The sequence below is a fragment of the Leisingera sp. ABD4_442 genome (assembly GCF_056160905.1).
This window is the reverse complement of the sequence record NZ_JBSWYB010000005.1, coordinates 116,303-141,458: the sequence shown is the minus strand read 5'-3', so window position 1 is coordinate 141,458 and position 25,156 is coordinate 116,303. Positions and strand designations below refer to the sequence as shown.

Genomic DNA, 25,156 nt, shown 5'->3' with positions numbered 1-25,156 from the left:
AGGTCCCGTCAGGCATCAACTGTTCAGCCGATATGGCCCTGGTTTTCGCCGATCTGGCCGCGGTGCAGCAGCAGGTGGTCCAGGATCACGCAGGCCATCATCGCCTCTGCCACTGGCACCGCGCGGATGCCGACGCAGGGGTCGTGGCGGCCCTTGGTGATCACCTCGGTCGCGGAGCCGTCCTTGCGGATCGACTGGCGCGGAGTGAGGATCGAGGAGGTTGGCTTTACCGCAAAGCGCACCACAACATCCTGCCCGGTGGAAATGCCGCCGAGGATGCCGCCGGCGTGGTTGGAGGAATACTCGGGTCCGTTTTCGCCCATGAAGATCTCATCGGCGTTTTCCGAGCCCTTGAGGCGCGCGGCATTCATGCCTTCGCCAATTTCCACGCCTTTTACAGCGTTGATCGACATCATCGCGGCGGCCAGGTCGGTGTCCAGCTTGCCATAGACCGGCGCGCCGATGCCTGCGGGGACATTGCGCGCGACAACTTCAACAACTGCCCCGACCGAGTCATGCGCCTTGCGCAGGGCTTGCAGGTAGTCTTCCCATTCCTGCACTGCGCCTGCGTCGGGGATCCAGAAATCATTCTTCTCAATTGCGTCCCAGTCGAACCGGCTGCGGTCGATCTCCAGCTCGCCCATTCGGGTCATGTAGCCCTTGATCTCCAGCCCGGGCGCCAGCGCCTTGATTGCTTCACGTGCAACACCGCCGGCCGCCACCCGCGCCGCGGTCTCGCGTGCGGAGGAGCGGCCGCCGCCGCGGTAATCGCGGTTGCCGTATTTCTGGAAATAGGTGATGTCGGCGTGGCCCGGGCGGAAGGTCTGGGAAATCTCGCCGTAATCCTTGGACCGCTGGTCGGTGTTCTCGATCATCAGCTGTACGGGCGTGCCGGTGGTCATGCCGTCGAACACGCCGGACAGGATCTTGACCGCGTCCGGCTCATTGCGCTGGGTGGTGTTCTTGTTCTGGCCGGGACGGCGCTTGTCGAGCCACTGCTGCAGCATTTCCGGCGCCAGCGGCACGTTCGGCGGGCAGCCGTCGACGGTGGCGCCAAGCGCAGGCCCGTGGCTTTCGCCCCAGGTGGTGACGCGGAAGAGGTGTCCAAAGCTGTTCATCGACATGAGGCGCGGTCTCCTTTGCGGGACGTGCTTAGCGGGCAGGGGCCTGTGCCTCAAGCGGATTCCTCTGCGGCAAAGGCGAGAGGGGGCGCTGCCCCCGCCGCCTGGGGCGGCTCCCCCGGGATATTTTCTGCCAGAAGAACACGGGATCGGCGCGGGCAGCGGTCCAGTTTGCATGGACCGTAGGTCCTGACGGGGCTTTGGCTTGTCTTTGCTGCGGCTGGGGCATAATGTTCGCGCCACCTCGGGGTGCGCGCAGGCGCTGAGATGACACCCGTTGAACCTGAACCGGATCACACCGGCGGAGGGAAGGTACTGGACAGCCTCCACCCTTGCCCAAAGCCGCAAAGGAGGATGGCATGAAACATCTTGCATTTGCAGCGGGACTGCTCGGCGCCTCGGCAGCCTTTGCCGAGACGCCCGAACTGGTCGTTTATACCTATGACAGCTTTGTTTCCGACTGGGGGCCGGGGCCTGCGGTGGAGAAAGCGTTTGAGGAAGTGTGCGGCTGCGACCTGAAACTGGTTGGAGCGGGCGACGGTGCTGCGCTTTTGGCGCGGGTCAAGCTGGAGGGCGCGCGGTCGGACGCGGACGTGGTGCTGGGGCTGGATACCAACCTGACCGCGGCGGCCAAAGAAACCGGGTTGTTTGCAGAGCATTCGGTCAGCGCCGAGTTTGCGCTGCCGGTGGAGTGGAACGACGCGACCTTTGTGCCTTATGACTGGGGCTACTTCGCCTTTGTGCACAACGCTGATGCCGCAGCGCCCGCGGACTTCAAGGCGCTGGCCGCCAGCGACACCAAGATCGTCATTCAGGATCCGCGCTCCTCGACCCCCGGCCTGGGCCTGCTGCTGTGGGTCAAGGCCGCCTATGGCGACGAGGCGCCGGAGATTTGGAAGGGGCTCTCTGACAACGTCGTGACCGTGACCAAGGGCTGGTCCGAGGCTTATGGCATGTTCCTGGAAGGCGAGGCCGACATGGTGCTCTCCTACACCACATCGCCCGCTTATCACCTGATTGCCGAGGAAGACGGCTCCAAGGCGGCGGCGGCCTTTGACGAGGGGCATTACATGCAGGTGGAAGTGGCCGGCAAGCTGGCGAACAGCGATCAGCCGGAGCTGGCGGATCAGTTCCTGGCCTTCATGGTGTCGGACGCGTTCCAGTCGATCATCCCGACCACCAACTGGATGTACCCGGCGGTGACCCCGGCGGCAGGCCTGCCGGAAGGATTCGGCACCCTGATCGCGCCTGAAAAATCGCTGCTGCTGAGTGAAGCTGAAGCGGCAGAGGTGCGCGATGCGGCGCTGGGCGAATGGCTGGACGCGCTCAGCCAGTAAGCGCCTTTCCCGGTATTAGCGCTGCCCTTTTGGTGGCTGCGCTGATATTGGGGACGCTGGGGGCTGTTGCGCTCAGGGCTGAGGCCGGCACCGGGTTTGGCGCCAGCGACTGGGCCGCGCTGCGGTTCACCCTGACCCAGGCGAGCCTGTCGGCGCTATTGAGTGTTGGCCTCGCCATTCCCGTCGCCCGCGCGCTGGCGCGGCGGCGGTTTCCGGGGCGGAGCCTGCTGATTGCGTTGTTGGGCGCGCCCTTCATTCTGCCTGTTATTGTGGCCATCCTGGGCCTGCTGGCGGTCTTTGGCCGGGCGGGCTGGCTGAGCCAGGTGCTGATTTCCCTAGGGTTAGAGCCTGTTCAGATCTACGGGCTGCACGGAGTGGTGCTGGCGCATGTGTTCTTCAATCTGCCGCTGGCGACGCGGCTGATCCTGCAGGGCTGGCAGGAGATCCCCGCCGAACGCTTCCGGCTGGCGGCGCAGCTGGATGCCGGGCCGCTGGCGATGTGGCGGCTGCTGGAAGGGCCGATGCTGCGGCGGGTGGCACCGGGGGCGCTGGCGGTTGTCTTTGCCATTTGCCTGTCGAGCTTTGCGGTGGCGCTGACCCTGGGCGGCGGGCCGAAGGCGACGACCATTGAACTCGCCATCTATCAGGCCTTTCGTTTTGACTTTGACCTGGGCCGCGCGGCGCTGCTGTCGGGTATGCAGCTGCTGCTGACCGGTGCCGCCGCGATGGTGGCGCTGCGGGTGTCGGCGGGTGAGGGCTTTGGCGCGGGCCTGGACCGGGCGGTGCGGCGCTGGGACGGGCAGGGCGGATTTGCGCGCTGCCTGGATGGGTTTTGGATTGCCCTGTCTGCCGCGTTTTTGCTGCTGCCGCTGGCGGCGATTGTGCTGGCGGGGATGCAGGGGCTGACAGATTTGAACAGCGGTGTTTGGCAGGCGGCGGGCAACTCCATTCTGGTTGCCGCGCTCAGCACCGTGATTCTGCTGATGCTGGCCCTGCCGATGGCCGCTGCGGCTGCTGCCGGGCGTAGCGGCATGAGCGAGCTGTCGGGTATCCTGGGGCTTGCGGCCTCGCCGCTGGTGATCGGCACCGGGCTGTTCATCCTGGTCTACCCCATTGCGGACCCTTTTGCGCTGGCGCTGCCGGTGACAGCGCTGGTCAATGCGGTGATGGCGCTGCCCTTTGCCATGCGCATTCTGGTGCCGCGTGCACGGGAGGTGCTGGGGCGCTATGGCCGCTTGTCGCTGTCGCTGGACATGCAGGGCTGGGCGTTTGTGCGCCGGGTCTACCTGCCGCGAATGCGGGCGCAGACCGGGTTTGCCGCAGGACTGGCCGCCGCCCTGTCGATGGGGGATCTGGGTGTGGTGGCGCTGTTTGCTGATCCGGAGTTCGCAACGCTGCCCTTACAAATCTACCGGCTGATGGGGGCCTACCGGATGGAGGCGGCGGCAGGGGCAGCACTGCTGCTGCTGCTGCTGTCGATGGGGGCGTTCTGGATTTTGGACCGCGGAGGGCGCTGGCATGCTGAGGCTTGAGACCTGCCGGATCATGAATGGCGATTACGCGGTGGAAGCGGATCTGGCGATCGCGCGCGGCGCTTGCGTGGCTGTGATCGGACCCTCCGGTGCCGGGAAATCGACGCTGGTGGAGGCGATTGCCGGTTTCCTCCCCGTCACCCGCGGGCGCATTTTGTGGAATGGCACGGACCTGACCCGCCAGGCGCCGGGCAAGCGGCCGGTGGCGATGCTGTTTCAGGACGGCAACCTGTTCCCGCATCTGACCGTGGCGCAGAATGTGGGCCTGGGGCTGCATGCGAACCTGCGGCTGAACGCGGCGGAGTGGGGCCGGGTAGAGGCCGCGCTGGCCCGTGTCGGGCTTGACGGCATGGGCACCCGCAAGCCTGCGGCGCTGTCGGGCGGGCAGCAAAGCCGGGTGGCGCTGGCGCGGGTGCTGGTGCAGGGGCGCGACATTCTGCTGCTGGATGAGCCCTTTGCCGCGCTGGGCCCGGCGCTGAAGGCTGAAATGCTGGATCTGGTGGCAGAGCTGGCGCGCGAAAGCGGCGCCACGGTGCTGATGGTCAGCCATGACCCGAACGACGCCCGCCGGATTGCGGATCAGGTGGTGCTGGTGGCGGAGGGAAGGGCGCATGAGCCGCAACAGACGGCGGAGCTGCTGGACAACCCGCCGCCTGCCTTGAAGGCGTATTTAGGTTAAGCGGCCAGTGCCGTTTCCCGCGTTTTTGTAATCATCAGGGCTGCGCTGGCGGCTTCGTTGCCTTTTTGCACAAAGTGCGCGCGGTAAATTGCCATGTGATGTTCGGTTTCCTGGAAGTGGTGCGGGGTCAGTGAGACCGACAGCACCGGCACCCCGGTGTCCATGCCGGCGCGCATCAGCCCGTCGACCACCGCCTGGGCGACAAAATCATGCCGGTAGATACCGCCGTCGACGACCAGCGCTGCGCAGGCCACGGCGGCGTATTTTCCGGTTTTGGCCAGCTCCTGCGCCAGCAGGGGCATTTCAAAGGCGCCGGGCACGTCGAACACGTCGACCTGCTCTGCCGGGATCAGCTGCAGGAAACCCTCCAGCGCCCGGTCGACAATATCGGCATGCCATTGCGCCTTGATGAAGGCATAGCGGGTGTGTGTCATTTCGTAATCTCCTTGTGGTTCTGACACGTCACCCAAGGCGATCACGAGCAGACGGGCGCGCGCCTGACGCCGCCCTTCTGCACGTTCTCTTCCATCCGGACTGTGACCGTCGGCTCTGGAGTCGCACCAGATCTGCTGACACATCTGTGCTTTGTTCCACAATTTATCCGAAAACCGGTTTCCACTTTTCGGATTGTAGACACAGACGCCGCTCGCGGGCTTACGGGACGTGCCCGCTTACCGCCGGTGGGGAATTCCGCCCCGCCCTGAGAACGGCGCGACATTGGCAAGCAGCGGAGATTCCTGCAAGCAGGAAAAACGCGGCCGCGTCAGGTTTCCACAAGATCGTAATGCCTGATGGTGCGCGACTCGACCAGTTTGGCCTCGGCCGGGTCGATGTGCGGGCTGGTGTAATCCTCACCCACAAATGCCTTGAGCGAGGCCAGATCCTTCCACACCATGACAAAGCTGAACTCCCGCGGGGTTTCAGAGCGCGGTGCGCCCGGCAGCACTGAGACGATGCCATCGGTGCCCTTCATCAGCGGGATTGCGGTTTCGTGAAAGAACCTGCTGAATTCAGCCTCCTTGCCGGGCCGGACGGTAACCTGGAATATCCGCATGATCATTTTGGGCTCCTGTCACTTGTTACAGAGTTCCAGTTTAACACAGTGCGGCAATTGCCCCTTCCCCTCAGTCCCGCTTGCATTAGGCTGCAGCCAAACAGCGGAGGATTTCCCATGAAGCTCACTTTTTCCCAAGCATCCCCCTTTGCCCGCAAGGTTGTGGTGCTGCTGCATGAAACCGGGCAGCTGGAGGATGTTGAAATACTGGACGTCACCACCACCCCCCTGAAACCTGCTGCGGATGTGAAGGCCAGCAACCCGCTGGCCAAGATCCCGGCGCTGGAGCGCAATGACGGCCCGGCGCTGTATGACAGCCGGGTGATCTGCGCGTACTTGGATGAGCGCGCGGGCGGCAGGCTGTCGGGCGGCTGGGACAGCAAGGTGCTGGAAGCCACCGCCGACGGGATCATGGATGCGGCGGTGCTGATGTCTTATGAAAGACGGCTGCGCCCAGAGGAAAAACAGTGGGATAGCTGGCTGGAGGCACAGCAGGGCAAGGTGCTGGGCGGCTGCGCTGCGCTGAATGCCCGCTGGATGAGCCACCTGCAGGGGCCGCTGGACACCGGGCAGATCGCCGTGGCCTGCGCACTGGCCTATGTGGACTTCCGCCACCCGGACACCAACTGGCGCCATGGCAATGAGGCGCTGGCAGATTGGTTCGCGGATTTCGAATCGCGCCCGTCGATGCAGGCGTCAAAACCGCCCGCGGCTTGACGCCTGCCCCTTGAAACAGGCCGGTGCCGCGCCGATATGGGTGCGGCACTGTCACACAGGCGTGACAGAATTGCCGTCTGCGGCTTTCTGCGCGCCCATGACCGCTGGACGAACGGCTCTCTCCCCGCTAGACACGCGCCTGAGTCACTGCGAGCAATCGCGGTGCATGCGCATGTTTGCCCTAAACGGGCGCTGGAATTGGAGAAAACCTCGTGTCCCACGCAGAAGACCACGAAGGAACCCGGAGAGATTTCCTCTACTACGCCACTGCCGGCGCCGGGGCAGTGACTGCGGGTGCCGCCGTATGGCCCCTGGTCAACCAGATGAACCCCTCCGCCGACGTGAAAGCGCTGTCCTCGATCCTGGTCGATGTCAGCGGCGTGGAAGTTGGCACGCAGATCTCGGTCATGTTCCTGGGTAAGCCGGTGTTCATCCGCCGCCGCACCCCGGAAGAGATCGAGGCCGCCCGTGCCGTGGAGCTGTCCGAACTGATCGACCCGCGGTCGGAAAACCCGAACAAGCCGGGCACCGATGCGGCTGACGTCAACCGCACCATGGACGAAGCCGGCGAATGGCTGGTGATGATGGGTGTCTGCACCCACCTGGGCTGTGTGCCGCTGGGCGACGGTGCAGGCGAGTTCAACGGCTGGTTCTGCCCCTGCCACGGTTCGCACTACGACACCGCAGGCCGCATCCGCAAAGGCCCGGCGCCTGAGAACCTGCACGTGCCGGTGGCTGAGTTCACCGACGCCAACACTATCAAGCTGGGATAAGGAAACGCGCTCATGTCCGGTATTCCGCACGACCATTACGAGCCGAAGACAGGCGCAGAAAAGTGGCTGCACAGCCGCCTGCCCATCGTCGGCCTGATCTATGACACCATCATGATCCCCACCCCCAAGAACCTGAACTGGTGGTGGATCTGGGGCATCGTCCTGGCGTTCTGCCTGGCGCTGCAAATCGTCACCGGCATCGTCCTGGTGATGCACTACACCCCGCATGTTGATCTGGCGTTCGCCTCTGTCGAGCATATCATGCGCGACGTGAACGGCGGCCATATGCTGCGGTATCTGCATATGAACGGCGCCTCGCTGTTCTTTGTTGCCGTCTACATCCACATCTTCCGCGGCCTGTATTATGGCTCCTACAAGGCGCCCCGCGAGATCACATGGATTGTCGGCATGCTGATCTACCTGATGATGATGGGCACCGCCTTCATGGGCTACGTGCTGCCCTGGGGCCAGATGTCCTTCTGGGGTGCCACCGTCATCACCGGCCTGTTCGGCGCGATCCCGTTCATCGGCGAAGCAATCCAGACATGGCTGCTGGGCGGACCGGCGGTGGACAATGCCACCCTGAACCGCTTCTTCTCGCTGCACTACCTGCTGCCCTTCGTGATCGCAGCGCTGGTGATCGTGCATATCTGGGCCTTCCACACCACCGGCAACAACAACCCCACCGGTGTTGATGTCCGTAAAGGTTCGAAAGCGGAAGCCGAGAAAGACACCCTGCCGTTCTGGCCGTATTTCGTGATCAAGGACTTCCTGGGCCTGGCCGTTGTGCTGGTGATCTTCTGGGCCATCGTCGGCTTCATGCCGAACTACCTTGGCCACCCGGACAACTACATCGAAGCCAACCCGCTGGTGACCCCGGCGCACATCGTTCCGGAATGGTACTTCTTGCCGTTCTACGCGATCCTGCGTGCCTTCACCTCCGAGGTCTGGGTGGTGCAGTTTGCCTCCTTCGTGACCGGCGGCATTATCGACGCGAAGTTCTTCGGCGTGATCGCCATGTTCGGCGCGATCCTGGCCATGGCGCTGGCGCCCTGGCTGGACACCTCCAACGTGCGTTCGGGCCGTTACCGCCCGATGTTCAAATGGTGGTTCGCGCTGCTGGTTGTCGACTTCTTTGCCCTGATGTGGCTGGGCGCGATGCCGGCGGAAGAGCCCTATGCATCCTTCTCGCTGATCGCATCGGCCTACTGGTTCGGCTACTTCTTCGTGATCCTGCCGCTGCTGGGCGTGATCGAGAAGCCGCTGGCACAGCCTGCCACCATCGAAGAGGATTTCGACGCCCACTATGGCAAGAAGTCTTCTGCAGACGCCACTCCTGCCGAGTAAGAAGAAGGAACACCTAGCAATGTTCAAGAAACTGGCAACCGGTGCCGCCTTCGCTCTGGCCCTGATCCCTGCTGCGTCCTTCGCAGCAGGCGGGGCAGGCCATGTCGAAGATTACGACTTCTCGTTTGAGGGTCCCTTTGGCACCTACGACCGCAACCAGCTGCAGCGCGGCCTGCAGATCTACACCGAAGTCTGCGCAGCCTGCCACGGGCTGAAGCTGGTGCCGATCCGCACCCTGTCCGACGAGGGCGGCCCGCAGATGCCGGAGGATCAGGTGCGTGCCTATGCAGCTGACAACTTCAGCGTCTACGATCCGGAACTGGATGAGGACCGCCCGGCCAAGCCGGTCGACTTCTTCCCGGAGAACAACAACGCAGGCGCCCCTGACCTCAGCATGATGGCCAAGGCGCGTGCGGGTTTCCACGGCCCCTACGGCCTGGGTCTGAACCAGCTGTTCAAAGGCATGGGCGGTGCTGAGTACATCGCTTCGCTGCTGGCCGGCTACACCGGTGAGACCAAGGAAGAGGCAGGCACCACCTTCTATGAAAACACCGCCTTCCCGGGCGGCTGGATTTCGATGGCGCCGCCGCTGTCGGATGAGCAGGTGGAATATGCCGACGGTCACGCAAACGACGTGGAAGCCATGTCGCAGGACGTCGCAGCCTTCCTGATGTGGACGGCTGAGCCCAAGATGATGGCGCGCAAGCAGGCCGGTTTTGTCGGCGTGCTGTTCCTGACCCTGCTGTCGGTGATGCTGTACCTGACCAACAAGAAACTGTGGGCGCCGCACAAGGGCAAGCACTGACAAGAGGTCTGGTTTTTCAGACTTATTTTAGGAAACCCCTGCGCTAAGGTGCAGGGGTCTTTTTTTGTGGGATTGTTAAGATGGCTTCTGTTTTTCCTGCGTCCGCAGATAGCAAATTTTTTGTTTCGCAGCCCGGCGCTGTCTTTATCGGCGGGCATGTCCGCCTCACAGCAGGGGCTGCTGACGGGCCCGCCGTGGCCGTCACGCCCGAAGCGGATGGGGCGGTCATCCGGAGTGAGGGCCGGATCGAAGCCGGGGCCGGCTCAGGTGTTATGGTGCGGGCCGCGGATGCCTATGTACTGAACGCTAAGGGCGGCAGCATTGTTGCGGACCGGGACGGGGTCCGGGTTGCAAGCACGGGTGTTGATCTGGTCAACCGGGGCGATATTTTCGGGGTGGCTGCGGCCGTTAATGTTTCGAGCTTTTCTGACAGCGTGTCCGCGCGCGCTGATATTTCCAACAGCGGCAATTTGGACGGCGTCCAGTTTGGCGTCAGGGTAGGCCGCCCAGGGTCCGCCGACATCACCAACAGTGGCAGTATTTCCGGCCGGACCGCGGTATCGGTTTCAGGGACGGCGACGATCATAAATACCGGTGACATCACAGGTGATGCATTTGGTGTCAAATCACATGGGCGCAGTTTCGTCAAAATCGTCAACTACGGAGATATTGCAGGCGATACTGCAATCGAAGTGGGTGCTCGTGCGCAAATTGTAAATTACGGGACAATCTCTGCAGACAGTTCCGGTTTCGCTATCTCCGCACTTGGGCGCTACACGCATAGGGAACTGGAACTGACCAATCATGGCTTGATCACTGGAAATATCCAGGGCAGCGCGGTCTATGAGGAAACACGTGGCGGCGATACCGGGGATGTTTTTGTAAACGCTGGCCGCATTGAAGGCGCTGTTGATCTTGGAGCCGGCTTCGATTTGTACCGGACTATCGGAAACGGATCTGCGGCATCAGTGTCCGGAGGGGCAGACAACGACACCCTGATCGGTGGCGATGCTGATGACTATCTTGGCGGCGGAACTGGCGATGACCGGCTCAGGGGCCGGAACGGAGATGACACCCTATGGGGCGGTTCGGGGGATGACTTTATCTCCGGGGGGGCTGGTGATGACATTCTGTCCAGCGGGACTGGCAGCAATACCCTCATCGGGGGCAAGGGCAATGACAGTTTGTCTGGCTATTGGTCAGGAGGTGACAATTGGCTGCACGGTGGAGTGGGGGCTGACACGCTGGAAGGCGGTGGCGGCATTGATACTTTTGTCTGGACGTCGGTTGGAGAATCTCCTGTTGGGGGCGGTCACGACCGGGTCAAAAGATTCGACACAGACAACGATCTTCTCGACTTTCAAAACGTTTTGGAGGCGGACAGCTTCACTTACCTCGGCTCCGGCAGGTTTACGGCGTCCGGAGACGCGGAGCTGCGGGTGTTCCGCAAAGATGGCAATACAGTGATCCGCGCCGATGCAGACGGTGATGGCAAGGCTGATCTGAAGATCGTCCTGCTGGAAACAACCGGCCTGACGGAGGACAACTTCCTGCTGTAGTCGAGCCGGACCAGCTGATCCGGAGCCGGCAGACGGCCAGTTTTAGATCAGGCGGCTGTGAGGCGGGTGCTGGTTGCTCCTGCAATCGCCGCCGTGACGATGCTGCCTTCTTCCTGCGCGGTGGCAAAGGCCACCTCGGTGAACTGTTCGGTTCGGCCCATATGCGGGTTTTCCATCAGGATGCGGTGGGTCTGGCCCACCTGCGCCGCCAGGTGGCGCTCCACCTGAGCGTCACCAGCCGCGCGCAGGCGGGCTGCGCGTTCCTTGATCACGCTGCCGTTCACCTGGTTCGGGATCTTCGCCGCCGGGGTGCCCTCGCGCTTGGAATAGGGGAAGACGTGCAGCCAGGTCAGATCGCAGTCGGTGACCAGTTTCAGCGAGTTCTCGAAATGGGCGTCGGATTCGGTCGGGAAGCCCGCGATGATGTCGGCGCCGAAAGTCATCTCCGGGCGCAAGCGGCGGGCTTCCTCGCAGAAGGCAATGGCGTCGTCGCGCAGGTGGCGGCGGGCCATGCGTTTCAGGATCAGGTCGTCGCCGTGCTGCAGCGACAGGTGCAGATGCGGCATCAGCCGCGGTTCGGTGGCGATGGCCTGCATCAGGTTCTCGTCCGCCTCGATCGAATCGATGGAGGAGATGCGCAGCCGCGGGAGGTCCGGCACCAGCCTCAGGATCCGCATCACCAGGTCTCCCAGGCGGGGCTGTGCGGGCAGATCAGCGCCCCAGGAGGTGAGGTCCACGCCGGTCAGAACCACCTCGTTGTAGCCCCTGTCCACCAGCCGCTTGATCTGGTCGATCACCACGCCCGCGGGGACGGAGCGGGAGTTGCCGCGGCCATAAGGGATGATGCAGAAGGTGCAGCGGTGGTCGCAGCCGTTCTGCACCTGAACATAGGCGCGGCTGCGGGTGCCGAAGCCGTCGATCAGGTGGCCTGCGGTCTCTGTCACCGACATGATGTCGTCGACCTGGACCTTTTCTGTGGTGCCGATGAAATCCGGGCCCTTGGCGATGTCCTGCCAGGTCTCGGGCTGCATCTTCTCGGTGTTGCCGATGACGCGGGTGACCTCTTCCATTGCGGCAAAGGTCTCCGGCTCGGTCTGGGCCGCGCAGCCGGTGACGATGATCGGCGCCTCCGGGTTTTCGCGGCGCAGCTTGCGGATCTCCTGGCGCGCCTTGCGCACGGCCTCCGCCGTTACCGCACAGGTGTTGACCACCACGGCGTTCTCCAGGCCTGCCTGCTGGCTCAGCTCCTTCATCGCCTCGGTTTCATAGGCGTTGAGGCGGCAGCCAAGGGTGGTGAATTTGGGTGCGTTCATTCCAGCGACTCCAGGAATTCGCGGGTAAAGATGCCGTCGAAAACATGCATGGTCGGGCCGGTCATCCAGACGCCATCCTCTGCCCAGTCGATCCAAAGGGTGCCGCCGTCCAGATCAACCTGCACCTTGCGGCTTGTCAGCCCGCGCCGTGCCGCGGCAACGGCTGTTGCGCAGGAGGAGGAGCCGGAAGCCAGCGTGACGCCCACACCGCGCTCCCACACGCGCATGCGGATGCGGTCGGGGCCGGTCACCTGGGCGACCTGCACATTGGTGCGCTGAGGGTAGAGCGGATGGTGCTCGTAGCGGGGGCCGAACTCCGCCAGCGGAATAACTTCAGCGTCCTCGACAAAGAAAGTGCAGTGGGGGTTGCCCATGCCGGTGGCGGTGGGGCCGCCTTCGATCGGCAGTTCCAGCGTGTCCATTTCTTCGGCCAGCGGGATGTCCTGCCAGTCCAGCTGCGGTGCGCCCATATTGACCGACGTGAGCCCATTGCCAGCGTCGCGGGCATAGAGATCGCCACGGTCCGTGGTCAGATGCAGATCCGCCTTGCCGCTTTCCAAGATCAGGTGGCGGGCAATGCAGCGGGTGGCGTTGCCGCAGGCGCCAGAGGTGGAGCCGTCGGCATTGTAGAAGGTCAGATGCGCGTCGCCCGGGCCGTTTGAGATCACAGTCAGCTGGTCAAAGCCGACGCCGAACTGGCGGTGCGCGATTCCCTTGGCCATTGCCGGGGTGATGGCAATGTCCTGTGCGCGCGCGTCGACAACGACGAAGTCGTTGCCCAGCCCGTGCATCTTCATGAAGGGAATTTTTATGTCTGCGGAGGTGCTCATGGCGGGCATATAGACCCGGCGCGGAGATGAATCCAGCCTTCGGCGAGAAAAGTTGAAAAAAGGGGTTGACCCCCTGCGCTACTCCCCCTAGATACGCCGCCTATCGGGACAGCGTGACACACACCGCCACGCCGGACCAAAGCGAAATAAGTGCTTGAACCTTCTGGGAAAAACACTTAGACCGCGACGAAGAAGTGGGCCGTTAGCTCAGTTGGTAGAGCAACTGACTTTTAATCAGTGGGTCGCAGGTTCGAATCCTGCACGGCTCACCACTTCCTCCAAAATATCCACTGAAACTAGCTCAAACTGCTGATTTGCATCAGAGATCGTGGCTAGTTCCATTTCTGATGATCTCCCTGACATGATGGCTTGCAGGACGTTGCTCCGGCCAGGCTTTAGTCAGCGCTGGCGCAGAATGCCAAGCCCCTTCCGGCGGACCAGCCGGCGGCCCTTGACGGCTTCGCGGAAGACAATCAGCAGGCCGGCACCGACGATCATTGATAGCCCAGTCCAGGTCGCAAGGCCGGGCAGGCTGCCGAAGATCATCCACCCCCAGAACACAGACCAAGGCAGGTAAGTGTATTCAAAAGGGGTGACGACCGAAGCCTCGGCGAGGCGGTAGGCCTGCGACAGAGCAAAGAAACCGACACCGGAGATGCCGCCAAGGGCCAGCAGCAACAGCCAGTCGCGCTGGCTGGGGGCGGCCCATTCGCGGTAGAGGAAGGCCAGGCTGGGGTGCGGCGATTCGGTCTGCAGGTTTGAGAAGATCAGGCCGAGGAGCGCACCTGCGGTGATAAAGAACACCAGCGTGGACAGGGTCATTGAGCCGCCGTTGGTGCGTTTTCCCAGCTTGCGGGTGGTGATGATCGAGACCGCATAGGCAATGGCAGCGAGCAGGGCCAGGACGGCTGCGGGTTCGAAAACACCGGCGCCGGGCTGCACGATCACCAGCACGCCGCCAAGACCGATGAAAACGGCGAACCAGCGGAACAGGCCGATCTTTTCACCAAGGAAGACGGTGGCCAGCATGGTGACGAAGATCGGGGTGGAAAAGGTGATGGCGGCGGTCTCGGCCAGGCCGATGGCGGCCAGCGCCATATAGTAGACTAGGTAGGAGCTGAAGCCGGCAGCAGCCCGCAGGAGCTGCAGCGGGATCGAGCCTAGCCGCAGCGGCCAGAGGGTGCCGTCGAGCCAGGCAATGGCAGCCACGATTGGCAGCGCAAATACGCCGCGCCAGAACACGATCTGATGCACCGCATAGCCGCCGCTGAGGCTTTTGATGATCACGTCCTGAATCGGAAACAGAGTGGTGGCCAGAAGCAGGAACAAAATCCCGGCCACGGGCCGGGAATCGGGGGCGTCCTGCACCTGGGGTGCCTGCGGGGCAAATTCCGGTGTGTTTGCTTCTGTGACAGCCATCGCGCGACTCCTCGTGTTGGAGGAACAGGCTGCCTGAGAAGGCGGCGGCTTCTGGCGGAACTGCGACAAGAGCGTCGCTGGCAAGCGCATGGGTGTGAAAATTCAAACCGTTACCGAACTGAAGCGGGGTTTACAGGGGCTGGCTTTGCAGGTCTGAGTTGGGGGAAAGCCAGGCGAAAGGAGATATTCAGATGGGTGAGGCTCTGTTTGCATTGCCGCAGGCGCCGGTGATTCCGGTGCAGGGGGAAACTGCGGGCTATCCTGTGGGACGGGTTTTCTGTGTCGGGCGCAACTATGCAGCCCATGCCGCCGAGATGGGCAATGAAGTGGACCGGGAGGCGCCGTTCTATTTCACCAAGGCAGCGGTCAACGCGGTTCTGACAGACACAGTTGTGCCCTATCCGCCGGGGACCGAGAACTTCCATTACGAGATGGAGCTGGCGGTGGCCATTGGCGCGCCGGTCTTCCGGGCTTCGCCCGAGGCGGCGCAGGCTTCTGTCTTTGGCTATTGCTGCGCGCTGGACATGACGCGGCGCGATTTGCAGATCCGCGAGCGGCAGAAGCAGCGGCCCTGGGATCTGGGCAAGGATCTGGAGAATGGCACGGTGCTGGCACCGTTGACCCGGGCCGCGGACTGGGGCAGCCCTGCGGGGCAGCGGATCTGGCTGGAGGTGAACGGGGAGATCCGCCAGGATGCCTCGCTGGACGAGATGATTTGGTCTGTGGAGGAAATCATTTGCCACCTGTCCGGCTATTACCACCTGCGGCCTGGGGATGTGATTCTGACCGGAACACCGGCCGGGGTGGGGCCGGTGCAAGGCGGCAACCGCATGCGCGGCGGCATTGACGGGCTGGAACCGGTCGGGCTGTCCCTGACTGCTGCGGAATGACGCAAGGCGGGCGGCCGTCACGATTGTTGTTGCCATATGGCCGATTCGATATGTATCAATTTGGGTGTAAATGCGGGGAGCTTCGTAACATATAATCTTGTGAATTTGTCTGCAGACCTCATTTGCAGGCGTATTTCATGAGTGAAAAATGCATAATCTGCTGTTGATAGTTACAAACGCACCTAATAGCAGGGATGCAAGCGGTTCGTTAAATGAACCTGAGGCGGGGCTCTGACGGCGGAAACGGGAAGATTTTGGCCGGGTGACGCAGCAATGTTGCGCGAAGCGGGTGCCCGGCAAGTGAATAGGTCAAAGGGAGGACGACATGACCACTCGGAGAAAGCTACTGGGCGCGGTTGGCGCGGCAGCCGTCGCAGCGATGTGCGCGGCACCGGCATTTGCCCAGGACGTGACCCTGAAATTGCACCAATTCCTGCCGGCGCAGGCAAACGTGCCGAAACTGATCCTGGATGTCTGGGCGGATAACGTCGAGGAGTCCTCGGGCGGGCGCATCAAGATCGACAGGTTCCCGTCGATGCAGCTGGGCGGCAAGCCGCCGGAGCTGATGGACCAGGCCATCGACGGCGTGGCGGACATCGTCTGGACCGTGGTCGGCTACACGCCCGGCCGCTACCCCTCGACCGAAGTGTTCGAACTGCCCTTCATGATGACCAATGCACGCGCGGTGTCGCATGCCTATTGGGAAATGTTCGACAAGCACATGAAGGACACCGAGTTCAAGGACGTGCATATCCTGGGCACCTGGGTGCACGGGCCGGGCATGATCCACACATCAGATCCGGTGGAAACGCCTGAAGATCTGGAAGGCATGAAGATTCGCGGCGGCGGCCGTTCGGTCAATGCGTTGCTGACCGAGCTGGGCGCAACCCCGGTTGGCATGCCGGTTCCGGCAATCCCGGAAGGCTTGTCCAAAGGCGTGATCGACGGCACCACCATCCCGTGGGAAGTGACCGCAGCGCTGAAGGTCCCGGAACTGGTGGAAAACCACACCGAATTCACCGGAAAGGCGCTTTATACGCTGACCTTCGTTCTGGCGATGAACAAAGAGAAATATGAAAGCCTGCCCGACGATCTGAAAAAGGCCATCGATGACAACTCCGGGCTGGAATTCTCGGTCTTTGCCGGCGGCACCCAGGCAGATTCCGACGGCCCTTCGCGCGAAATGGCGCTGGATCTGGGCAACACTGTCATCACCTTGGACGAAGAACAGACCGCCATCTGGCGTGAGCGTTCGCAGCCGATCTATGACAAGTGGATCGCCGATATGAACGAAAAGGGTATCGACGGTGCCGCGCTGATCGAAGAGGCCAGCGGGCTGATCGAGAAATACACGCCGCAGTACCAGTAACGCGGATTGACTGATATTGGTGAAGGGCCGCGCGGCATTGGCAGCGGCCCTTTGCATACCGGAATAAGGCAATAGAACCATGCACAAGCTCATGATGCGGCTGGCCAAGGCCATGGCCTACCTGGGCGGTGCGGTCCTCACTCTCCTGATCATTCTGACATGTGTCTCGATCGCCGGACGGCTGCTGAACGGCGTCTTCCATGGCGATCTGATGGAGCGGATTGCACCTGGGTTTTCGAAATGGATGACGGGCTGGATCGGACCGGTCAACGGCGACTTTGAGCTGGTCGAGGCGGGCGTGGCCTTTGCCATCTTCGCGTTCCTGCCGCTGTGCCAGATCACCGCGGGCCATGCTTCGGTCGATGTGGTGGCAAACGCCTTTCCGCGCGGGGTGAAGCGGTTCCTGCGGATGGTGACCGAACTTATCTTTGCCGCTGTGCTGGTGCTGATTGCCTGGCGGCTGGGGGCAGGGCTTGCCGGCAAATATTCCAATGGCGAGACCTCCTTCCTGCTCGAATTTCCGATCTGGTGGGCCTATGCGATCAGCATGGTGGCGGCAGTCGTGGCAGCCATTGTGGGCATCTACATGGGTGCGGTGCGCACCCTTGAATTCTTTACCGGCCGGATCCTGATCTGGGACGGCGTGGAGGGCGAACAGTGACGGCTCTTGAAATTGGCATCGCCTCTTTTCCGGTCCTGATGCTGCTGATTTTCCTGCGGGTGCCGATCGGGCTTTCGATGTTCCTGGTCGGGCTTGGCGGGCTGATCTGGGTCACGGATGGCACCCAGGTGGCATTCGGGCGGCTGAAAAGCGAGACCTATACGACCTTCTCTTCCTATTCGCTGACCATTGTGCCGATGTTCCTGCTGATGGGGCATTTCGCAACGCTGGGCGGCATGTCCACGGCGCTGTTCAAGGCTGCCGAAGGATTCCTGGGGCACCGGAAGGGCGGCGTGGCGATGGCCTCCATCGGCGCCTGTGCGGGTTTTGGCGCAATCTGCGGTTCGTCTCTGGCCACCGCCGCCACCATGGGCCGCGTGGCGCTGCCGGAGTTGAAGCAATATGGCTATGCCGGTGGTTTCTCCACTGCGACGCTGGCGGCGGGCGGCACGCTGGGCATCCTGATCCCGCCCTCTGTGGTTCTGGTGATCTATGCCATCCTGACCGAGCAGAACATCGCCAAACTGTTCCTGTCGGCCTTCATCCCCGGTCTGCTGGCGGCCCTGGGGTATGTGATTGCGATCTCCATCTATGTGCGCCTGTTCCCGGAAAGCGCAGGCACCCGCCCGCCGGTTCCGATGCGCGAACGCTTTGCAGCGCTGTTCCATGTCTGGCCCGTGCTGCTGGTCTTTGGCCTGGTGGTGGGCGGCATCTATCTCGGCTGGTTCACCCCGACCGAGGGCGCGGCCGTGGGTGCCTTTGGCACCGGGCTGATTGCCTGGTTGAACGGCGGGCTCACCCGCGAAACCCTGGGTGAGAGTTTCATGGTCACGGCGCGCTCCACCGCGATGATCTTCTTCATTGTGCTGGGTGCGGGTTTCTACAACGGCTTTTTGGCGCTGACCAAGGTGCCGCAGGAGCTGGCGGATTTTGTGGTCAGCCAGGGTCTCAGCCCCTGGGTGGTGCTGGCGCTGATCCTCGCCTTCTATCTGGTGTTCGGATGCCTGATGGACTCGCTGTCGATGATCCTGCTGACCATCCCGATCTTTTTCCCGGTGATTTCGGCGATGGATTTCGGCCTGCTGTCGCTGCCCGCAATGCAGGCGGACGCGGCAATGGAGGTGCTGAAGGCAGGCGTGCCCGAGGGTATGGGGGCCGAAATGCTGGCCTCGATACAGGACGCCATAGCCGCCGGTGCTGAACTGACCCGTGAGCAGATGAAGGAACTGGGCATCCGGGTGACTGAGGGCCGGGTGAACCGGATCGAGGCGGAATATGTCGCCATCTGGTTCGGCGTGCTGGTTCTGATCGTGGTGGAGGTCGGCTTGATCACTCCGCCGGTTGGCATGAACCTCTTCATCATCAACGCGATGGACCGCAAGACCAAGATGATCGATACCTATAAGGCGGTGATGTTCTTTGTCGCCTCCGACATCATCCGGGTGATAATCTTGGTCGCTTTTCCGGTCATCACGCTGCTGCCCCTGATGCTGACGCAGTAAGACTGACCGCCCTTCCCGCAATGCCGGGGAGGGCACATGTTTTCCAGTGCAGGAAATGGAAATATTTTGTGACACAGGCTCTGATTGACCTGAATCACAATTTGAGGTTCCGATAATCCGACCGAATTGCAGAAAATGGGGAGACCCGCCATGCAGATCAGCCGCAGCAAAGCCTCTGCGCCGAAAGTTCAGGCGCTGGCAACGGAAGTGTCCGGGTTGCAGGGGCCTTGTGTCGGCTGCACAAATTGCGTCGGGCTTTGCGATGCGCTGATTGAAGCGCTGGTGCTGCCCGACCTGATCCTCTCCCGAAAGCGCGGCAATACCTGACGCTGCGGCTCTGGCCGTTATTGCCATTTGATGCCGCCGGCCCGCACCGGTAGGATACCCGCGCAGGTTTCATGCGGAGCGGTCAACAATGGCAGTGCAGGACAGTTTCATCCACGAAATCCGCGTGGGCTGGGGCGATTGCGACCCGGCGCGGATTGCCTATACCGGGCGGCTGCCGGCCTTTGCGCTGGAGGCAATCGACGCCTGGTGGGAGCATCACCTGAATGGTGACGGCTGGTATCAGATGGAACTGGACCGCGGCACCGGCACGCCGTTTGTGCATATGAGTATCGATTTTCGGTCGCCCGTAACGCCCCGTCACCGGTTAATGTGCGAGGTTTGGCCGTCGGCATTGGGCGGCAAGTCAGTCACCTTCCGGGTGGCCGCACGGCAGGATGGCAAGCTGTGTTTCGAGGGAAAGTTTGTTTGCGTATTCATTGCGCCTGAGACGTTTACGGCCAAATCAGCGCCGCAGGACTACCGTCACGTGATTGAGGCGCGGCTGCAGCCGGACTGAAACCGGCTAGCGCAGCCAGCTGTCTGCAAAACTCACGCTGCTAAGGCCGGCAAACCGCGCCACCCGGTGCAGCTCCGCGTCAAGCCGTGCTGTGCGGGCTGCTGACCACCTTACGTTCTGCTCCGGCCAAACGGCGGCCACGCGCAACAGATCTGCATCGCGGTCCGCTTTCATGTCTATGCGGCCCACCAGCCGTGTGCCTTCCATCAGGGGAAAGACGTAGTAGCCGTACTGCCGTTTTGCGGCCGGGGTGAAGACTTCGATCCGGTAGTGAAAGCCAAACAGCCGTTCCGCCCGATTGCGGTCGCGCAGCGCAGGGTCAAAGGGGCTGAGCACCCGCATCCGTCCCGGCGCCGGGCCAAGCTCTGCAGCGGCCTCAACCGTGCCTGGGCGGGCAAACACTTTGCGCAGCTTTCCGTCTGATTGCGTGATTTCGATTTCTTCCAATTCACCCAGGCGCAGTTGTTCCGCGCACCAAGTCCTGGCTTCGGCCGGAGAAGCCGTGTCCCAGAAAGCCGCAATTTCACCGGATGTCGCAAATCCCAGCCGGTCCAGCGCGGCGGAACAGAGCCAGCGGACGGTAGCCGTTTCATCGCAGGAAAGAGTGCCGGGACAGAGAGGCGCCTCGATTACCCGCTCTGTCAGGTCATAGCGTTTCTGGAAACCCTGACGCCCGACCACGGTCAAAGCGCCGGAGCGCCAGAGAAACTCAAGCGCGGTCTTGGAGGGGTGCCAGTCCCACCAGCCGCCTGATCCTTTCTTCTCATCCTTGCCGACGTCGGAAGAGCTGACCGGGCCATGGTCGCGGACGTAATTCAGCACGGCTTCGAACCGTGCCTCAAATCCGTCCCGGCGCCAATTGCGCCAGCGTTTGCGCAGCAGGCCGGCGTCGCGCTGAAACCGAAGATGCCAATGCGGAAAGAACGCCATGGGGATCACAGCGGCATCATGGGTCCAGTGCTCAAACAGCTTTTTGTCGCGTTCATAGAGCTGCTTGAGATGCTTGGCGCGGTATCCTGGCCGGCGGGAATAGAGGATGACATCATGGGCCCGCGCCACAGTATTGATGCTGTCCAGCTGCACGAAACCAAGCCGCTCGATCAGCGCTAGCAGATCGGAGCCCTTGGCTGGCCCCGAGGGCTGTTCCAGCAGCGCATGGCGTTCCAGGAAAAGCCGGCGCGCATCTTGATTGCCAAGCCTTTGAAGCGCCATCAGCGCCGTTTCAGCGTGTCGCCGTAAGCGATGGTCGGGGTCAGAGTGACATGTTTCTCGATGTCAGCCTCCGGATCTTCAAGCTGGGCGGCGATGATCTCTGCTGCCTTGCGGCCAATCTCCAGGCGGCAGGCGTCCATTGTAGCAAGCTTGCGGGGGAGGCCTTGCAGCAATTCAACACCGTTGAACCCGGCCAGGCCGATCTGGCCTGGAACGCTGATGCCCTGCTCCTGCAGAAACAGCAAGCCGCCCGCGCCAATCATATCATTGGAATAATAAAGAAAATCCAGTTCTGGGGAACGCTCCAGCATGGCTTGGGTCATCTCTCGCCCCTTGGCAAGCGCCGAACCGCCAGAATAGAACTCCCTGTCCTCGATCTCCACGCCTTCCTTGGCCAGAACCTCTGTGAAGCCTTCAAACCGTTTGCGCGCCCGGTGGTCGAGCGGCATTTTCGTACCCATGAATCCGATATGCCGGTAGCCGGCCTTGAGAATCGCCTTGGCCATCTCCCTGCCCGCACGGCGGTGGGAGATGCCGACCATCGCATCCACCGGCTTGCCGTCTGTGTCCATGATCTCAACCACCGGGATGCCGGCGCTGCTGAGCATCGCACGCGCGGCGTCAGTGTGTTCCAGGCCCGCGATGATCACCCCGGAAGGGCGCCAAGACAGCATCTCGTAGAGCACTTTTTCTTCTTTTTCGGGCTGATAGTCGGTCACGCCAACCACAGGTTGAAGCTCCGTGTTCTCCAGCACCTTGTTAATGCCGGTAAGCACTTCGGGGAACACCATGTTCGACAAGGACGGGATGATCACTGCCACCAGGTTCACCCGGTTCGACGCCAATGCACCCGCAATCTTGTTGGGCACATAGCCGAGTTCCTTGGCCGCGGTCAGCACCTTGGTGCGGGTCTTCTCGGAAACGTCCCCGCGGTTGCGCAGCACGCGGCTCACAGTCATTTCTGAAACACCGGTTGCTTCGGATACGTCGCGAAGGGTGAGCGGGCGCTTGCTGTCCGTGGTCACGTTCCTGAGCCTCTTGTTACTGCTGTCTTCAGGTTAGCGCAGACATCTGTTGCTGCACAATGGAAACTGCGCGCGGCAAATCGGCTTTTGGCCGCCCCCATCCCATTGTGATCGCAGGAGGGATTTGCTATCGCGTTAATACGCACGGCCCCGTGGCTCAACTGGATAGAGCAGCCCCCTCCTAAGGGGCAGGTTGCAGGTTCGAATCCTGCCGGGGTCGCCAGTAGCTCCTGAAAGCATTTTCCTTTCAACGCCTTGCATGGCTTGACGCAGAACGCGGGCTGTTACGCCGCCATCTGGGGTACGATGCAGTTTCTCCATTGTTGAAACTTCATCTGTTCGTACCTTGGCAGGGAGAAATACAATTTCAGGGTGTTTTTTCAATCTCTCCGGATGATGCGGCTCAGTCCGATGCGGGCCAGGCTGAAAGGGAGCCAGTGCCAAGCGCGGTTTCTGGCACATGAACTGCCGGCCCGCCGGCATTTATCTGATGGGAGACTGAAATGACTGTTTATCTGAAAGAAATGCTGTCCCGCCTGCGCCGCGACGAGCGTGGAGTGACGCTGGTTGAGTACGGCATTGCAATTGCGCTGGCTGTTGCATTGGGAACGGCGGCGCTGACTGATCTCGGCGATGAAATCGAAGATGGCATGGTGGCCGCAGGCGCCGAAATGCCGGACTCCGGTACCCCCTGATAGGGGATTGGATACTCGGCCGCGCAGGGTCAACAGCTGGTATCAAACCCTGCGCTGCCGAACAGCAGCCCGGCCGAAGGCACAGAACAACACTGGACCCCGCCGCTAGGCAAACCGGTGAAGCAGCCATCCGCTGACCAAGCTTCAGCAGATCACTGATGGAAGGAAACATGGCATGAATATTCCGTCACTTTTGAGCATGATTTCCGGACTCGCCCTGGCTGGAGGCTCGGCTTATGTCGCCAAGGACTATATTGACGGGCAGAATGCGGCCCGCACGGCCGCCGGGCCGGAACTTGTCGAAGTTGTTGTTGCCTCGCATGATATTGCTTTCGGCACGGTGATCACGGCCCAGTCCCTGACCACCATCGCCTGGCCGGCCCAGGCGCAGCCGGCGGGAACATTCACCGGATTTGATGCTTTGCTGCCGGATGCAGGCCAGCCGCCACGCCGGGCACGCCGCCCCATCGCTCAGGGTGAATTGATCCGCGCGTCGAAGATTTCCAAGTTCGGGGAAAAGGTGACCATTGTTCAGGCCCTAAGCCCGAACCACAGGGCGATGGCAATCAAGGTCAGCGCCGAAACCGCTGTGGGCGGATTTGTTACACCGGGTGATCACGTTGATATTCTGCTGACGCAAGGCCGGGGAACGGATCTTAAAACAGTAACCATCCTGCAAAACGCGAGAGTGATTGGTGTGGATCAGGATGCCAATGAGGAATCCGAGGCCCCTGGCGTGGCCCGCACCGTTACTGTCGAAGTTACACCGGAGGAGGGCCAGAGGCTGGCATTGGCACAGCGGGCTGGCACGCTAAGCCTGACCCTGCGGACCCTGGATGCGCCTGATGAGGACGTGCCGCTGGAGTCCATTGGCCTGCGCGATGTTCTGCGCAACCCTGCACCGCTGAGCGCGGACAAGCCGGTGCGAAAAACCGTCCTCATCCGGCGTGGCACCGAAGTGTCCGAAACTGAGATCCGCTGAAACCTGCCGCATTTTGGGAGATGAGCAGCCATGCCCCGGACATCCCGCACACGAGAATTCATCGCCAGTGAGAGTGGCGCCATGCTTGTCACTTGGGGGCTGAGCTTTGCAGTGCTCCTTGGCATCGCCGCAATGTCATTCGATCTGGGCCGGACCGGCATCACGCGAAGCGAACTGCAAGCCTTCACCGATAATGTCGCCCTGGCGGCCGCTGGGGAATTGGACGGAAATTCTGATTCGATTACCCGCGCCCGTGCCGCCGCAGCCAATCTGATCAGCGACCGGAAGACCTTCGGCTCAGGAGGCAGCGTGTTGAGCGGGGATACCGATTACGTACTCACATTTTTTACCGAGCTGCCAAGTGATGACACAGCGGCGCTTACGGCCGTCACCGCGGATCCTGCGGAGGCTGTTTTTGTGCGCGCTGAGGCCGTTCCAAGCACGGTGGGTGCCACGTTAGGCGCCGCCTTTGCCGCACTTGCAGGAACCACCCGACCGAATGAGCAGGCGCGGGCGTCCTCGGTTGCGGGATTCACTCAATATGCCTGCGACATTACTCCTTTGATGTTTTGTATCCCGCCAGGGTTTTCAGCTGATGCCAGTATCGGGGAAATGATCTTGTTGCGCTCTGGCGGCAACGGCGCGGCTTGGGGGCCGGGTGACTTCGGCTTTCTTGATCCGGCCAAGGTGCTGGTGGATGACGAGGGCCCGTGCGCTGGTCTGAACGGAGCGCAATTGGATGCTTGCCTGCTTGGCGCTGAGGGCACCATTACCCAGTGCTTTAATCAGCGGGGCGTGGATATCGAGCCAGGCCAAAAGGTCGGAATCCGTGATGCGGTCTTCAATGTCCGCTTTGACATTTATAAAGCGATTATGAACGGCAAGCGGAATGATCCCGATTACCGGCCGGCGCCCAATGTCATCAAGGGGATCGTGCCAAAGGGCGGCGGGAGCTGCATCAAAGGGAAAGAGCAGGTTTCCCCTGACACGGTCGGCCTGCCTCGGGATGACTGCTTTGGCACCGGCGGATGCTCCCGCTTCGGGGACGGTATATGGACGGCAGGCCGGACTGAATATGTCGATATTAACTACGGCGGGGTTGATCCGCATCCCGGCGCAGCAACCCGGTTTGAATATTATCAGGCGGAAATCAACGCAGCGGGCGGTCCGGGCAGCAGTGCTGACATTCTGAGTGGCTTGGCCGAAACTGGGCGGCCAATCTGTGCACCAAGCCAGAGCGTGGACAAGAACCGGCGCGTGGTCATTGCTGCGGGCGTGGACTGTGCAGCGAATCCCGTTAACGGCTCAGCCACTGACGTGCCGGTCGAGGAATTCGTGAAGGTGTTTCTGACCGAACCAGTTGGTGACGACGGCGCGTCGCCACCGACCCTGGATATCTGGGGTGAAGTTGTCGGCAGTGCGGGGGGCGGTTCCGGAGGTACCGGAAATGCAGGCGTCTTCCGCGATGTAGTTCAGCTGTACCGGTGAAA

General features: G+C 61.9%; 25 protein-coding genes, 2 tRNA genes and 2 riboswitches. Of the genes, 19 read left to right on the top strand and 8 right to left on the bottom strand.

Annotated features, from left to right (window positions below; translation table 11 throughout):
* Positions 1–23 precede the first annotated feature (23 nt).
* On the bottom strand, positions 24–1,124 hold the full coding sequence (gene aroC, locus ACXAHG_RS06495; RefSeq protein ID WP_475040039.1) for a chorismate synthase: 1,101 nt from the start codon (positions 1,122–1,124) through the stop codon (positions 24–26).
* A 232-nt stretch (positions 1,125–1,356) separates the two neighbouring features.
* Positions 1,357–1,448: riboswitch (TPP riboswitch) on the top strand.
* 32 nt (positions 1,449–1,480) lie between these two features.
* On the opposite strand from aroC, the gene thiB reads away from it, so the two are divergent.
* Genes thiB through ACXAHG_RS06480 form a run of 3 tightly spaced genes read left to right on the top strand, consistent with a single transcriptional unit; the run spans position 1,481 to position 4,669 of the window.
* Positions 1,481–2,458 carry a thiamine ABC transporter substrate binding subunit gene (gene thiB / locus ACXAHG_RS06490; protein ID WP_475056458.1) on the top strand — a complete coding sequence of 326 codons (978 nt, stop codon included), beginning with the start codon at positions 1,481–1,483 and terminating at the stop codon, positions 2,456–2,458.
* Positions 2,434–3,990 carry a thiamine/thiamine pyrophosphate ABC transporter permease ThiP gene (locus ACXAHG_RS06485; protein ID WP_475056457.1) on the top strand — a complete coding sequence of 519 codons (1,557 nt, stop codon included), beginning with the start codon at positions 2,434–2,436 and terminating at the stop codon, positions 3,988–3,990. Before thiB ends, ACXAHG_RS06485 begins: the two co-directional genes overlap by 25 nt.
* Positions 3,977–4,669 (top strand): thiamine ABC transporter ATP-binding protein, encoded by a 693-nt coding sequence (locus ACXAHG_RS06480; RefSeq protein ID WP_475056455.1) that lies wholly within the window; start codon positions 3,977–3,979, stop codon positions 4,667–4,669. Before ACXAHG_RS06485 ends, ACXAHG_RS06480 begins: the two co-directional genes overlap by 14 nt.
* Here the strand turns inward: ACXAHG_RS06480 and ACXAHG_RS06475 are convergent.
* Both ACXAHG_RS06475 and ACXAHG_RS06470 read right to left on the bottom strand, forming a co-directional pair.
* Complete coding sequence (locus ACXAHG_RS06475; RefSeq protein WP_475056453.1) at positions 4,666–5,103, bottom strand: 6,7-dimethyl-8-ribityllumazine synthase; 438 nt, start codon at positions 5,101–5,103, stop codon at positions 4,666–4,668. The two genes, ACXAHG_RS06480 and ACXAHG_RS06475, sit on opposite strands and share 4 nt — an antisense overlap.
* A 79-nt stretch (positions 5,104–5,182) precedes the next feature.
* Positions 5,183–5,381: riboswitch (FMN riboswitch) on the bottom strand.
* Between the two features lie 51 nt (positions 5,382–5,432).
* A complete protein-coding gene (locus ACXAHG_RS06470) occupies positions 5,433–5,729 on the bottom strand; it encodes an antibiotic biosynthesis monooxygenase family protein (RefSeq protein WP_475056452.1) in 297 nt (98 codons plus the stop codon).
* 111 nt (positions 5,730–5,840) lie between these two features.
* Between ACXAHG_RS06470 and ACXAHG_RS06465 the strand changes: the two genes are divergently transcribed.
* The 5 genes from ACXAHG_RS06465 (at position 5,841) to ACXAHG_RS06445 (ending at position 10,924) form a co-directional block, all read left to right on the top strand.
* Positions 5,841–6,440 carry a glutathione S-transferase gene (locus ACXAHG_RS06465; protein ID WP_475056450.1) on the top strand — a complete coding sequence of 200 codons (600 nt, stop codon included), beginning with the start codon at positions 5,841–5,843 and terminating at the stop codon, positions 6,438–6,440.
* A 212-nt stretch (positions 6,441–6,652) separates the two neighbouring features.
* Positions 6,653–7,213: a ubiquinol-cytochrome c reductase iron-sulfur subunit gene (gene petA / locus ACXAHG_RS06460; RefSeq protein ID WP_475040032.1), complete on the top strand. Its 561-nt coding sequence runs from the start codon at positions 6,653–6,655 to the stop codon at positions 7,211–7,213.
* Between the two features lie 12 nt (positions 7,214–7,225).
* A complete protein-coding gene (gene petB, locus ACXAHG_RS06455; protein WP_475040031.1) occupies positions 7,226–8,560 on the top strand; it encodes a cytochrome b in 1,335 nt (444 codons plus the stop codon).
* A 19-nt stretch (positions 8,561–8,579) separates the two neighbouring features.
* Positions 8,580–9,365 carry a cytochrome c1 gene (locus ACXAHG_RS06450; RefSeq protein WP_475040030.1) on the top strand — a complete coding sequence of 262 codons (786 nt, stop codon included), beginning with the start codon at positions 8,580–8,582 and terminating at the stop codon, positions 9,363–9,365.
* 80 nt (positions 9,366–9,445) lie between these two features.
* Positions 9,446–10,924 carry a calcium-binding protein gene (locus ACXAHG_RS06445; RefSeq protein ID WP_475056449.1) on the top strand — a complete coding sequence of 493 codons (1,479 nt, stop codon included), beginning with the start codon at positions 9,446–9,448 and terminating at the stop codon, positions 10,922–10,924.
* A 47-nt stretch (positions 10,925–10,971) separates the two neighbouring features.
* Here the strand turns inward: ACXAHG_RS06445 and mtaB are convergent, their stop codons facing one another.
* Together mtaB and dapF are read right to left on the bottom strand one after the other, a co-directional pair.
* Positions 10,972–12,237, bottom strand: a complete 1,266-nt coding sequence (mtaB, locus tag ACXAHG_RS06440; RefSeq protein WP_475056448.1) for a tRNA (N(6)-L-threonylcarbamoyladenosine(37)-C(2))-methylthiotransferase MtaB — start codon at positions 12,235–12,237, stop codon at positions 10,972–10,974.
* Positions 12,234–13,076, bottom strand: coding sequence for a diaminopimelate epimerase (gene dapF, locus ACXAHG_RS06435; RefSeq protein ID WP_475056446.1), 843 nt, complete (start codon positions 13,074–13,076; stop codon positions 12,234–12,236). Before dapF ends, mtaB begins: the two co-directional genes overlap by 4 nt.
* 187 nt (positions 13,077–13,263) lie before the next feature.
* Here dapF and ACXAHG_RS06430 point away from each other — a divergent pair.
* Positions 13,264–13,339: transfer RNA gene (locus ACXAHG_RS06430), tRNA-Lys, on the top strand.
* A 127-nt stretch (positions 13,340–13,466) separates the two neighbouring features.
* Here the strand turns inward: ACXAHG_RS06430 and ACXAHG_RS06425 are convergent.
* Positions 13,467–14,486 carry a DMT family transporter gene (locus ACXAHG_RS06425; RefSeq protein WP_475056445.1) on the bottom strand — a complete coding sequence of 340 codons (1,020 nt, stop codon included), beginning with the start codon at positions 14,484–14,486 and terminating at the stop codon, positions 13,467–13,469.
* 191 nt (positions 14,487–14,677) lie between these two features.
* On the opposite strand from ACXAHG_RS06425, the gene ACXAHG_RS06420 reads away from it, so the two are divergent.
* From ACXAHG_RS06420 to ACXAHG_RS06395, 6 genes are all read left to right on the top strand, one after another.
* Positions 14,678–15,376, top strand: coding sequence for a fumarylacetoacetate hydrolase family protein (locus ACXAHG_RS06420; RefSeq protein ID WP_475040018.1), 699 nt, complete (start codon positions 14,678–14,680; stop codon positions 15,374–15,376).
* A gap of 325 nt (positions 15,377–15,701) precedes the next feature.
* Positions 15,702–16,745 (top strand): TRAP transporter substrate-binding protein, encoded by a 1,044-nt coding sequence (locus tag ACXAHG_RS06415; protein ID WP_475056444.1) that lies wholly within the window; start codon positions 15,702–15,704, stop codon positions 16,743–16,745.
* 79 nt (positions 16,746–16,824) lie between these two features.
* Positions 16,825–17,406, top strand: a complete 582-nt coding sequence (locus ACXAHG_RS06410; RefSeq protein ID WP_475040016.1) for a TRAP transporter small permease — start codon at positions 16,825–16,827, stop codon at positions 17,404–17,406.
* A complete protein-coding gene (locus ACXAHG_RS06405; protein ID WP_475040015.1) occupies positions 17,403–18,908 on the top strand; it encodes a TRAP transporter large permease in 1,506 nt (501 codons plus the stop codon). The genes ACXAHG_RS06410 and ACXAHG_RS06405 overlap by 4 nt, the downstream gene beginning before the upstream one ends.
* 150 nt (positions 18,909–19,058) lie before the next feature.
* Positions 19,059–19,235: a hypothetical protein gene (locus ACXAHG_RS06400; RefSeq protein ID WP_475056443.1), complete on the top strand. Its 177-nt coding sequence runs from the start codon at positions 19,059–19,061 to the stop codon at positions 19,233–19,235.
* Positions 19,236–19,323: 88 nt separating this feature from the next.
* A complete protein-coding gene (locus ACXAHG_RS06395; protein WP_475040013.1) occupies positions 19,324–19,752 on the top strand; it encodes an acyl-CoA thioesterase in 429 nt (142 codons plus the stop codon).
* Between the two features lie 6 nt (positions 19,753–19,758).
* Here the strand turns inward: ACXAHG_RS06395 and ACXAHG_RS06390 are convergent, their stop codons facing one another.
* Together ACXAHG_RS06390 and ACXAHG_RS06385 are read right to left on the bottom strand one after the other, a co-directional pair.
* Positions 19,759–20,964 (bottom strand): winged helix-turn-helix domain-containing protein, encoded by a 1,206-nt coding sequence (locus ACXAHG_RS06390; protein WP_475056441.1) that lies wholly within the window; start codon positions 20,962–20,964, stop codon positions 19,759–19,761.
* Complete coding sequence (locus tag ACXAHG_RS06385) at positions 20,964–21,989, bottom strand: LacI family DNA-binding transcriptional regulator (protein ID WP_475040011.1); 1,026 nt, start codon at positions 21,987–21,989, stop codon at positions 20,964–20,966. The genes ACXAHG_RS06390 and ACXAHG_RS06385 overlap by 1 nt, the downstream gene beginning before the upstream one ends.
* Positions 21,990–22,135: 146 nt before the next feature.
* On the opposite strand from ACXAHG_RS06385, the gene ACXAHG_RS06380 reads away from it, so the two are divergent.
* The 4 genes from ACXAHG_RS06380 to ACXAHG_RS06365 all read left to right on the top strand — a co-directional run bounded on the left by ACXAHG_RS06380 (position 22,136) and on the right by ACXAHG_RS06365 (position 25,154).
* Positions 22,136–22,212 (top strand) — tRNA-Arg (locus ACXAHG_RS06380).
* A 280-nt stretch (positions 22,213–22,492) separates the two neighbouring features.
* Complete coding sequence (locus ACXAHG_RS06375; protein WP_475040010.1) at positions 22,493–22,684, top strand: Flp family type IVb pilin; 192 nt, start codon at positions 22,493–22,495, stop codon at positions 22,682–22,684.
* A 175-nt stretch (positions 22,685–22,859) separates the two neighbouring features.
* A complete protein-coding gene (gene cpaB, locus ACXAHG_RS06370; RefSeq protein WP_475040009.1) occupies positions 22,860–23,666 on the top strand; it encodes a Flp pilus assembly protein CpaB in 807 nt (268 codons plus the stop codon).
* Between the two features lie 132 nt (positions 23,667–23,798).
* Positions 23,799–25,154, top strand: a complete 1,356-nt coding sequence (locus ACXAHG_RS06365; RefSeq protein WP_475056440.1) for a TadE/TadG family type IV pilus assembly protein — start codon at positions 23,799–23,801, stop codon at positions 25,152–25,154.
* Positions 25,155–25,156 lie beyond the last annotated feature (2 nt).